At 43.1% G+C, this 8,403-nt stretch carries 14 protein-coding genes; all 14 read right to left on the bottom strand.

Annotated features, from left to right (window positions below; all coding sequences use genetic code 11):
• Positions 1-139: 139 nt before the first annotated feature.
• The 14 genes from BFJ94_RS25545 to BFJ94_RS24980 all read right to left on the bottom strand — a co-directional run bounded on the left by BFJ94_RS25545 (position 140) and on the right by BFJ94_RS24980 (position 8,385).
• Positions 140-304, bottom strand: coding sequence for a hypothetical protein (locus BFJ94_RS25545; protein WP_156124740.1), 165 nt, complete (start codon positions 302-304; stop codon positions 140-142).
• Positions 301-789 carry a JAB domain-containing protein gene (locus BFJ94_RS25035; protein ID WP_009226417.1) on the bottom strand — a complete coding sequence of 163 codons (489 nt, stop codon included), beginning with the start codon at positions 787-789 and terminating at the stop codon, positions 301-303. The genes BFJ94_RS25545 and BFJ94_RS25035 overlap by 4 nt, the downstream gene beginning before the upstream one ends.
• A gap of 136 nt (positions 790-925) precedes the next feature.
• Positions 926-1,282, bottom strand: a complete 357-nt coding sequence (locus tag BFJ94_RS25030) for a hypothetical protein (RefSeq protein WP_229520987.1) — start codon at positions 1,280-1,282, stop codon at positions 926-928.
• Positions 1,283-1,307: 25 nt separating this feature from the next.
• A complete protein-coding gene (locus BFJ94_RS26265; protein ID WP_157273511.1) occupies positions 1,308-1,649 on the bottom strand; it encodes a type II toxin-antitoxin system PemK/MazF family toxin in 342 nt (113 codons plus the stop codon).
• Positions 1,624-1,785: a hypothetical protein gene (locus tag BFJ94_RS25540; protein WP_157259345.1), complete on the bottom strand. Its 162-nt coding sequence runs from the start codon at positions 1,783-1,785 to the stop codon at positions 1,624-1,626. The genes BFJ94_RS26265 and BFJ94_RS25540 overlap by 26 nt, the downstream gene beginning before the upstream one ends.
• An 86-nt stretch (positions 1,786-1,871) precedes the next feature.
• Complete coding sequence (locus BFJ94_RS25020) at positions 1,872-2,753, bottom strand: hypothetical protein (RefSeq protein WP_009226414.1); 882 nt, start codon at positions 2,751-2,753, stop codon at positions 1,872-1,874.
• Positions 2,754-2,771: 18 nt separating this feature from the next.
• A complete protein-coding gene (locus BFJ94_RS25015; protein WP_120465022.1) occupies positions 2,772-3,452 on the bottom strand; it encodes a RecB family exonuclease in 681 nt (226 codons plus the stop codon).
• Positions 3,452-3,880, bottom strand: a complete 429-nt coding sequence (ssb, locus tag BFJ94_RS25010) for a single-stranded DNA-binding protein (RefSeq protein WP_120465021.1) — start codon at positions 3,878-3,880, stop codon at positions 3,452-3,454. Before ssb ends, BFJ94_RS25015 begins: the two co-directional genes overlap by 1 nt.
• Positions 3,877-4,557, bottom strand: coding sequence for a hypothetical protein (locus BFJ94_RS25005; protein ID WP_120465020.1), 681 nt, complete (start codon positions 4,555-4,557; stop codon positions 3,877-3,879). Before BFJ94_RS25005 ends, ssb begins: the two co-directional genes overlap by 4 nt.
• The gene (locus BFJ94_RS25000) at positions 4,547-4,873 is read right to left on the bottom strand and encodes a hypothetical protein (protein ID WP_229717217.1); all 327 of its coding nucleotides are present in this window, start codon (positions 4,871-4,873) and stop codon (positions 4,547-4,549) included. Before BFJ94_RS25000 ends, BFJ94_RS25005 begins: the two co-directional genes overlap by 11 nt.
• Positions 4,870-5,781, bottom strand: coding sequence for a hypothetical protein (locus tag BFJ94_RS24995; RefSeq protein ID WP_089550012.1), 912 nt, complete (start codon positions 5,779-5,781; stop codon positions 4,870-4,872). The genes BFJ94_RS25000 and BFJ94_RS24995 overlap by 4 nt, the downstream gene beginning before the upstream one ends.
• Before the next feature lie 112 nt (positions 5,782-5,893).
• Positions 5,894-6,208: a hypothetical protein gene (locus BFJ94_RS24990; protein WP_036715201.1), complete on the bottom strand. Its 315-nt coding sequence runs from the start codon at positions 6,206-6,208 to the stop codon at positions 5,894-5,896.
• Positions 6,209-6,565: 357 nt separating this feature from the next.
• Positions 6,566-7,606 carry a recombinase RecA gene (gene recA / locus BFJ94_RS24985; RefSeq protein ID WP_036715203.1) on the bottom strand — a complete coding sequence of 347 codons (1,041 nt, stop codon included), beginning with the start codon at positions 7,604-7,606 and terminating at the stop codon, positions 6,566-6,568.
• Positions 7,607-7,713: 107 nt separating this feature from the next.
• On the bottom strand, positions 7,714-8,385 hold the full coding sequence (locus BFJ94_RS24980; protein WP_036715204.1) for a hypothetical protein: 672 nt from the start codon (positions 8,383-8,385) through the stop codon (positions 7,714-7,716).
• Positions 8,386-8,403: the final 18 nt, after the last annotated feature.

Here is an 8,403-nt window from a genome sequence, read left to right as displayed (position 1 = left end):
TATGCGGTTTTTGTTGTTTTTTTAAGTGTTCAGCAAGCCCTAATTAGTGTCATGTTAAGATCATAAGCCTGTGGACGAAATGGATGCCACAGGCTTATCAATTTTTTATGAAAAGTGCGTAGAAAGTATTTTAATTTCATTAGCTACTTGAAGCATTCATACCCATCTTTCCATCCTTGCGCAAAGTTTTCACCGTAACTGTACTCAAAACTTCAGGAGGGGCTGCAAGCAACAACGCAGCTACCCACCGTTCCTTACCGTTCCGTTTCAAAAGCTCATTTAAAAAGCGATCCTTGGCTGTCATATCATACCCTGCTCCTTTAAAGAAACATATCCTTCCGTTCCGATAACAACATGATCCAGGACATCGATGCCAATTATTTCACCGGCTTGTATTAGTCTTTCGGTCAATTTCTTATCTTCAGAACTAGGAGCAGGATCACCTGAAGGGTGATTATGCACACAAATAATGGATGCAGCTCCTTTAATGATTGCAGGTTTAAAGACTTCACGAGGATGCACGATTGCCGAATTCAATGTACCGATAGAGATAACCTCTTTAGACAAAATTCGGTTCTTTGTATTTAAAATAAGGATCATAAAGTGCTCCTTATCTAATCCGACTAAATCCGTAGCCACAGCCTGAAAAACATCGGCTGGTGTATGGATATAGTGATCTTTCTCCCCCTCCATTACTTTTCGAATCAGTTCAAGCAACTTCTCAGCCTGTTTGCGTCTTCTAGGTGGCAAAGCATTTAACTGAGATTCCATCACCATAAAATCTTTCATTTTTACTCCTTCCCGTTTACCCCGAGCCGCCTTACGGCGGTGTCGGAAATAAACACCGCCGTTTAACGCCGGGCGAGAGGCGAAATTATTTATAACTATCTCGAACCATAATTTACTCTGAGAACTAAAGATGCAATTAGACTTTTCTCGAATCGAAACGCTTCGTTTCTTTCAGCGTGCCATATTGAGACAACGCAGCTTCTTCCCAACCGAGCTTCTTAATGGAAGTAGCCGGAAGACTCAGGAACTCCCAAGCATTCTTTCCCTCTGCTGTAATCGCCACGGCTAATTCCTTTAAACCATCGGCTCCAAATTGCCAAGAAGTCGAAACACTGTATCCCCACAATTTATCTCCAGCTTGCAGTGGGCCATTATCATCCACATAAGCCTTCAAGTTCACTTTCATTTGCTTCAACGCCGCTTCCGTACGCTCGATTTCTAAGGCTAGTTCAATTGCTTTTTCTTCGGTCAATTTTTCAATTACTGCTGTCATTTTCAACACTCTCCTAATTTAATTTTCATAAAAATAAAGACCTACAAGCATTAAGAACCGCTTGTAAGTCTTCATCAGTTAAAATTCCTATTTCATGTTTTAGTCGTTCATAATGAACGCTACTCAATTTGGACGTTCTAACATAGGAAGGAAAGACCAACCCGGCTAACTTCCAATCGAGCAAGTTTATGTCCCAATGATTCCGCATATATGAACTTGTTATTGGAGCAATCAGTAAATCTTCATCCTGATTGTCCTCCATTAACACAACGACAGGTCGCTTCTTGGACTTGCTTACATCGTCACGATAAACAATTTCAGCAATCCAAACACTCCCACGTTTAAACGTCCTTGTAGAGTTCGTCATAAACATCGTCCTTGTCGTTCAGCCAGAAATTATACTCAGAGCCAACGACCCAAGCATCTCTAGGAATATCTTTTAATTTAGCATTTTCCGAATTTGTATCTTTGGATTTTGCCACTTGCTTCTCCTCCTTGTTCATGACGCCCCTCCTTCCGCTCAGTTTGTTAAACTCTTTGTTAAACTCATTGTAATCAAACGGAAGGGGAACATCAATGATCAGATATTTTAGATATGACAATCCACGACGACCAAATAGTGATCAGGATCGGCTGTTTTGATGAATGTATCAAAGTATGAAGTATTAAAGTTTCGGGCTTCTTCGGAGGTTTCGGAACCCATACCAAACCAGCCCATATCCCCTTTTGCATGCCACTTACCATCCGGCGTAATCACTGCATAGGTAGAAAAGCTCAGCACCTCACGAATATAAGATTGCTTATCTCCGTATCTTTCAAGGATAAATTCCGGTCGATAAAGGCTTCTTCCGGCCATCATCTCTTCCCAAGCCTCAGTCGCCTCGGCCGCCATGATTTGAATATCTGGTGCAAGAGCTGCGGGTACTTGGTACCCTTCAATCTCAACCGTCATACCTTTATGCTCGGTTTGCTCAATAAAGAAAATGTCCTTGATCCGAGCAGCATCAGCCCGTTTTCCTGACTTCAGCAAAAGCGAACCTGACCATCTGCCACCAATGGAATACCAGTCCCATTTAGCATTAGGATTCTCCCAGTAGCCGTACTTTCCTGTTTCTTCATCACGTGATGTGTACCCTACGTATTCGACCATGAAATCATCAAAAGAAGGATACACTTCCGTATATCGAATCTGAACTCGTTTTAAGTGACCCGGCACTTCATATCCGATTACACTGCCACTTGGAGTTACTTTTCTGAATACCTTATCATATGGCGATACGATACGCCCGTCTTCCAATTGAATTCGTTCTAAAGACTCATTTTCATAAATCTTGCGGTACTCTTCTTCAACATCATGGAACTCCAGATACTCTTTTGGACAATCTCCCATGTTGTTTTCTTGATAAGGAGCCAACAAATCCTCAACTTTATCCAACGACTCTGTAATCACCGCAACTGTAAAATGACTCATTTATCTCATCCTCTCAACTTAATTTTTCGAATTTTGATAACACTCCAGCACAAACGGACAATGCTTACATTGGCTGCCCGGCGTGGAAGGAAACAAAGAAGAAGCCATATCCGGGAATGATTCCAGACAAGACTTCTTCAATTCAATCTGTTCCGCCAAACCAAGCGCCCATTCTCTAGCTTCATTGGCATCAGACTCGTTATATACAAACGACTCTGCTTTCCTGAAGCGTAGAAAGTACAATGTCCCCATGACTTGCCGAAGCCCTCTTCTTTTCATAATCGCCCAAGCATACAAAGCAAGCTGCCTTGTATCATTTGCTCGGTACGGTCGCCAATTTGATTTCCAATCCCAAAATCGCTCTTCTTCCAGTAGATCGATATACCCTTGGAGTTGAATACCTCCTCCAAGCGGAAGTACAAAATGAACTTCCGTTTGTCCACTGACTTCTGGAGCACGTTGCATCAAAGATGCTATCTCTTCATAAGTCACTTCGGGATGGAAATCTGATTCAATGATTGCCTCAATAATGGCTTCATGCTCAGATACTCCATTGATCTTTAGCTCAATCGCTTTATGAACAGCCTTGCCAAGAGCTAGTGGTTTAGTAACTGGCTCGTCTTTACCCAAAATGTACTTTTGGTAAAATCGATAAGGGCAAGTTTCATAAAGCGAGAGCCGGGAATAAGAGTACAGCATTAGAATGGCAAATCTTTATCAGAGATGTTCCATCCATCTCCGGCTGAATTGGTCTCTTGATTATTTGTCGAATTTTGATGATCGCCGGTTTGAGAAGTCCCGTTAGATGTGTTAGTAAGGAATTGAACATACTGTCCAACTACCTCCGTTACATATACACGGCGTCCTTCATTGTTCTCATAGTTGCGAACCTGAATTCGTCCTGTAACTGCAACCTGGTGGCCTTTCTTCACATAGTTAGCTACATTTTCAGCAACTGCCTTCCAGACCACAATAGGAATGAAGTCCGCTTCTCGTTCTCCATTTTGATTCGTAAAGGGACGATCTACAGCCAATGTGAATTGTGCCACTGCTACACCTGAAGGTGTATAACGTAACTCAGGGTCCTTGGTCAGTCTTCCGATTAATACTGCTTGGTTCAAACTCATTTTTTATCCTCCGTCTTCATGCCTGCCCTTTCAGGTTCAGGACTTACAGATTTAAAATTGCAAACAAATCTTTCCGCGTCTTCCGTCCACTTAGGGCGTACTGAGCAAGAATAGATTTGAAGTACATCGTCCAGTAAGGGAGCTTCAATTTCTTTCTCGCGTTGTCGGATACGCTCAATGTACTTTTGATACTTAAAGTTCTTTATCCCGATGATCAGCCAGAGATAAGCACCTTGCCGTTCTATTTCCAAAAACTCATTCCACTGCTCCCAGAGTAGATCCATAGAACGCATGTAGTAGGCAAAATCTCTTTCTCTCATCAGCTTCCAATTAGGCTCTTTGCCTCCTGTGTGTTGCCTCAATAACTTTCGTTGATTTCGGCTGAGGCGTTCAGCAGGGTGCACCACTTTTCGTTTGCGATATCTTTGCCGGACCTGCTCTTCTGGAACTCCCTCTAAAAGAGAAATAAAGCGAAGAACGCCCCCGCTCTCTCCACAAAACCAGCATTTGAACACCTGGTCTTTGGTGTTAAGAGAAAGGTAGTATCTTCGCTTTTTTCCCGGTTTAGAATCCTCATGGCAAAATGGACATTTACAGAGAACCTCCTCTCTCGATTTAGAGAAAGGATTAATAATTAGTCCGTTCTGATCTGCAACGTCCAGAATGTCAGGAAGCATGATCAATCACTGCCCTTAATTGCTCTTCTGGGCTGGGAGGAAGTTGTATCTGCTCCCACTCCGACGAAAGAACAATTTTGCGCGTAACCGTGTGAATCTGCTTTTTAGGTTCCCACCACTGCCAACGCTCGTAAACTTCCGCAGCCATTTGAACATGCTTGCATTGCTTGTGTCCGAAATGACATGCAGGGCAGTCATGCGTAATAATCAAATCGTTGTAATGAGGCTCCACTTTCACGAGATACACGCCATTTTGCTTACTGGATGGGAACGCACAGATTAGTGCCTTCCCATCCGTAAAGGTTGTCAGACTCATGCAGCTTCACCCACTAACTGAATCGATTTCACAATTTTGAATCCATTGCTCATTTCAAAATCAAGTTTAAATTGCATGTTATTTGAAATCGCATTGACCTGATCAAGCGTTTCAGCTGTATTGGCAAGCACAATGGATTCTTCACCCGTCCCTACATTGACTACTTTCAACTTGGCGAATGTTACTCCGCCCGGAGAGGTTCCTGTTGCCATATCCAGCATCTTGTATACTTCTCCCGAGTTCTTTGGATTCGAGTTTGAAGGCTTTCCACCCGAATTGTTTTTCTTACCTTTACTTTCAGTAGTCTTAGGATCAGAACTGGATGCAGTGCTATCAGAAGACAACTTTTTCGGAACTTGATTATTCGTTTGAGCAAGCTCACCCACTTCAATCCGTTCTGCACCTTCAATGGTTTCAATCTCACTTTCGTCCATCATTCCAAGGCCGGATAGTGACAGCGTTACCCGACGCTTCGCTTTTGTTTCGGCTTTCATAATGGCATTGGCAAGTTCATCTGCTGTCAACGGGAGAATCTTTCCTGTAGGGACTTTGCATCTACGCATCTCGTCCCAGATCTTCTCCTCTTTCATTAAGGAAACAGCACCTATGGATTCATCAGCACGACCGTCTTGAGTCGTTCCACGAGCTGTCACACAGTAAACATCACCAATGCGTTCACGGCTGGTTATTGTGATACTGATTTTGTGAATTTTACGAAGCTGATCCGTAGCATCGCGCTTAGCATAAAGCACTAACTTTCCATCCAGTTTCAGATAATCAAACGGCTTGGTGAGGGGGTTAAGTCCAAGGCTCTCACAAACTTTCGTGTAGTAGATCAAACGTTCCTCGGGTTTCAATGAAGAAAGATCACCTTGAACTACTACCTTTTCCATAATCGACAAGTCCATTTTTTAACCTCCACCCGTCATTTGACGTCTGTGCTATTTATACCCGCACAGAAAGGTAAAATAAAAAAACGTCCTTTCTCTTTGAGAGAAATAACGTTCATTCACATTTTTATTATTCAAGCGTATAGGTCTTCACAAGCTCATCCAGATCAGTCCAGATTTGTCGAAGCCTCACCTTGAGCATTCCTTCTGATTCAATGCAGGCATCATCCAATAGCGAAAGAGCCTCCTCAAGCATCCCCCTTACTCGTTCAAAAGCTTCTGCTTCTTCCTGAATAAGACTTTGCTCTAAAGGGCTATGCTTATTTCTGGATTTCTCCCACATTAGCTTGAGCTTAGTCCACTCACTCTCATTGGGAAGAACCGGGTTATAATGTGAAACTGATGAATCTTGACGTTTGTCCTTTTTGAACCAGTGTTTAAACATGCTTCGATCACCCTTTCATTTTTTTGAAAATAAAAAAGCCGATTTCTGCACGGACGAATCCATGTAAAAATCGGCTTTAATTCATTATCAATACTTTAAATTACACATGCGGGTGCGGTTTAACCTTTATCAGAGCCTTTCGGTACTCTTCTTCCCTTGTTCTCAGCACAGGAGATTTCGGGGGGTAATGACTTTATCCTACTTTAATCCTCAGCTATAAAGCTTTGTAGGGGAGGTACAGCACTTATCGCCTATACAGGCAACTCTTGTCTCCGGCAAACGGGAGTGTAGAGGTAAAGATAATTACAGGAATATTATAGCATTGTGATTATAAAAGTGCAATCATACGTTCTCATTTTATCCGGCTGCAAATTCCCGATCTTCCGCTTCTTCCAGTACCGGTTTCAGCTCTACCTCAGATCCGCGGATCTCACTGTCGATTTTGAAAGCTACCTCCGGATGTTCCTTTAAGAACTGCTTGGCATTCTCCCTGCCTTGCCCTAAACGATCACCGGCATAAGAAAACCACGAACCGGATTTTTCAATCACATTCAGTTCAACTCCGAGATCAAGAAGGGTGGCTTCTTTCGAAATGCCTTCACCATACATCATATCAACCTCAACCTGCTTAAACGGCGGTGCAACCTTATTTTTAACGACCTTAATACGTGTCCGGCTTCCTACCATCTCATTACCTAATTTGATTGTCTCCATACGACGTACATCAAGACGAATCGATGAATAGAATTTCAACGCACGGCCCCCAGGAGTTACTTCCGGACTTCCAAAGGATACACCGACTTTCTCCCGGAGTTGATTAATAAAGATAGCTATCGTCTTGGATTTGCTAAGCGAACCGGATAATTTTCGCATCGCTTGAGACATGAGTCGGGCTTGAAGTCCTACATGAGAATCCCCCATCTCTCCCTCGATCTCTGCTTTAGGAACAAGGGCCGCTACGGAATCAACAACCAAAATTTCTACCGCTCCGGTTCGTACCAAGGCATCTGCTATTTCAAGCGCCTGTTCACCGGTATCGGGCTGGGACAACAGTAATTCATCAATGTTAACGCCTATATTCTTCGCGTAAAGTGGATCAAGTGCATGTTCGGCGTCAATGAAAGCAGCTTGTCCTCCTAACTTCTGTACTTCAGCAATCGCGTGTAGTGCCACTGTTGTTTTACCGGAGGATTCTGGACCATAAACCTCAATAATTCGCCCTCTTGGAAAACCTCCTACACCTAAAGCTATATCAAGAGCAAGATTGCCGCTCGAAACGGTTTCAACTTGGACATGAGCTGCCTCCCCTAATTTCATGACAGCCCCTCTCCCATAAGACTTCTCAATTTCCTTCAAAGCCTTTTCTAGTGCCGCCTGTCTGTTTTCTTGATTGTCCATAGTCTAAAACTCCTTCCTATAATACGAATGTATGTTCTGTTTTATAGGAACAATTTACCACACATACGTTCGCATTTCAATAGGAAAGGAGATTTTTCCCAAGACATTTACTTAATTACCCATTCTCCTTTGATTTGTCGATAGAAACGATAGTCCTGTTTTAGATCAGTATCTAATAGCAGTTTCGCATCCTTTAAAAGTTCATTTAAAGGCTGGACTGCTTCAAGAGATTCCGCAATAGCAATGATGGGGAGAGAAGAATGCCGCAACATCGAGGACAAATGACTGGTATCTCCACGTATCACGAGAACATTTCGGAAATCCCCTCCAATTTCCACCCTTCCCGTGAAGGGAAAAGGGGCTGAATGAATTTGAAAAGCCTTTTGTTTATCACGCATCGCACTGCAAAATTGAAAAAAGACCAGACTAGATAGTATTCGCTCCATCGGCCACGTTCTCCAGAATTCATGTGACCATTCCAGGTTGAGTAATTGCGCTGTTCGTGGGCCAATCGTATAGATTGGGATCGTGTTCTTGTTCTTGAGAAGCAGGTGCTGAATCAGCTTCTTCTCAGCTAACATGCGCCGGACTTGATGTCGTTTCCACTGGAATAGACGCCCCATTTGAACACTTCCCATGCAGCCAATCAAACCAAGCGATCTGAGACCGTCTGCTTCGGTAGCAGCTCGTAATGGAGCATATCCCGGTACAAGCTCCTCCGGAAATGAAGCAGGTTTAAACGTCCATTCATGTGTAATCGAGAAGGGTGATGTTTTCATACAAAGCTCCTTTCTAAA

The organism is Paenibacillus aceti (assembly GCF_003614185.1).
In the GTDB taxonomy this organism is placed as follows: Bacteria; Bacillota; Bacilli; order Paenibacillales; family Paenibacillaceae; genus Fontibacillus; species Fontibacillus aceti.
This window is presented reverse-complemented; position numbering and strand designations above follow the sequence as displayed.